Annotated in this window: 1 protein-coding gene; it reads right to left on the bottom strand. The window is 73.6% G+C overall.

The features are described from left to right. The coding region (locus tag AC5LSR_RS06150; protein ID WP_493468238.1) for a hypothetical protein at positions 1 to 1,435 on the bottom strand (1,435 nt) is incomplete at its 3' end. Positions 1,436 to 1,693: the final 258 nt, after the last annotated feature.

Genomic DNA, 1,693 nt, shown 5'->3' with positions numbered 1-1,693 from the left:
TTGCTGGAACACCGGTGGCCTTGAACCGGGCCGCGGGGAGACCGGCGGTCCTGAACCGGGCGGCCGCCGGGACGCCGGGGGCGCCGAGCCGGGCGGGCAGGCGGTCCAGGGCACAGGCGAGCACGAGCCCGGCCATCAGGGCCGTGCCGAGGGAGAACCGGTTCGGCAGGGCGGCCTCGAAGACCGGCAGGCCGGCGACCAGGCCCCAGGGCAGCCGCAGGCCCGTCTCCACGTTGTTGACCAGCAGCGTCCCGCCCAGGGAGAGAACCGCCAGCACCGCGCCGGTGAGCCCGGCCAGCCGTGTCCGCAGGTCGTGAAAGCCCAGGACGACGGCGCACAGACACACGATCAGCAGGGGCCAGCCGAGGAAGTTCATGTACTCCGGCGCGCCGCCGGGGAACTCGGCCGCCCGCGCGCTCTGCGCGGATGTCGCGAGCCACTGGCGTTCGGAAGGGACGTACAGGCCGGTCGGGTCGCTCTTGAAGAAGTTCGCCAGGAACGGGCTGCCGTGGGCCCGCAACGGCCCGAAGAACTGGATCCACAGCGGCACCGCGGCCAGCGCCAGGCAGGTCAGGAAGGCGATCGCCAACGCGCGCAGTGGCCCGCCGGCCCGGCGGAGATACTCCGGCCGGCTCGCCAGCAGCAGGACGATCCCGACGGCGGCCGTCACCGCGGTGATGAGCAGCACCTCCTCGCCGGTCAGCAGTTGCAGGCCGGCGCCGACGCCGAGCAGCACGCCGGTCCGCGCCGGCCGCCGCGTCCCCCGGACGGCGTCCACGACAAGGCCGAGCAGCAACGGCACGGCCGGCGCCAGGGCCAGGCTGAGATGTCCTGTCCCGGCCGCGACGAGCGCCGGCGAGAAACCGTAGACGAGCCCGGCGACGCCGGCCGCCGCGGCGCGCACCCGCAGCTTCCGCGCGAACAGGTAGGCGCTGAACGCGGACAGCGAGAACGCCAGCACGACGAGCAGGTTGTAGGAGGCCACCGGCCCGGCGACCCGGGTCACCGGCGTCAGCAGCAGGCCGGGGACCAGCACGGAGGTGTTCCACAGCGCGTTTATCCCCTCCGGCGCGTTCGCCAGGTGCGTGACGAAGGGGTTCGACAGGCTGGTGACGGCATGTGCGGTGTGTGCCAGCCACCAGCAGTACAGGGCGGTGTCGTTCGGGTTGCCGGCGATGATGTTCCGGGTCGGGTCGGGCCACACCCGGGCGGTCAGCAGCAGGGCCAGCAGGAGGTAGCCCGACCCGGTCAGGGCGTGCGGCCGGAGGCTCTCGCGCCGCCGGCCGCGGCCGGGCGTACCGCCGGCCGCGGCCGGTGTCGCGCTGGGCCCGGGGGCCGGTGTCGCGCTGGGCCCGGGGGCCGGTGTCGCGCTGGGCCCGGGGGCGGGCGGAGCTGGCTGGACGGTCGTCGGCGTGTCCGTGTCGGCGGGATCCAACGCGTCCTCCTGTAGCCGACAGTGTGTGAGCGCGGCTATACCGTCCGTTTGTCAGGGTGTCGTTTGCTGATCGGACGCCCTGTCCGCGGCCATCCTTACTCTGCGAATCAGCAGCATTACATCAGTCGCTGTCGCCGCAGGTCCGACAGTCGCTGTCCAGACAGTCGCCGTCCGGACAGCGACCGGACGGTCCGGGCAGCGGCTGCCTGGACGGTCGCCGTCTGGGTGGTCCGGGCAGTGGCTGCCTGGACGGTCGCC

The sequence above is a fragment of the Protofrankia sp. CiP1_Cm_nod4 genome, assembly GCF_982290645.1.
The sequence above is the reverse complement of the archived record's forward strand: the minus strand, read 5'-3'. Positions and strand labels throughout refer to the sequence as shown.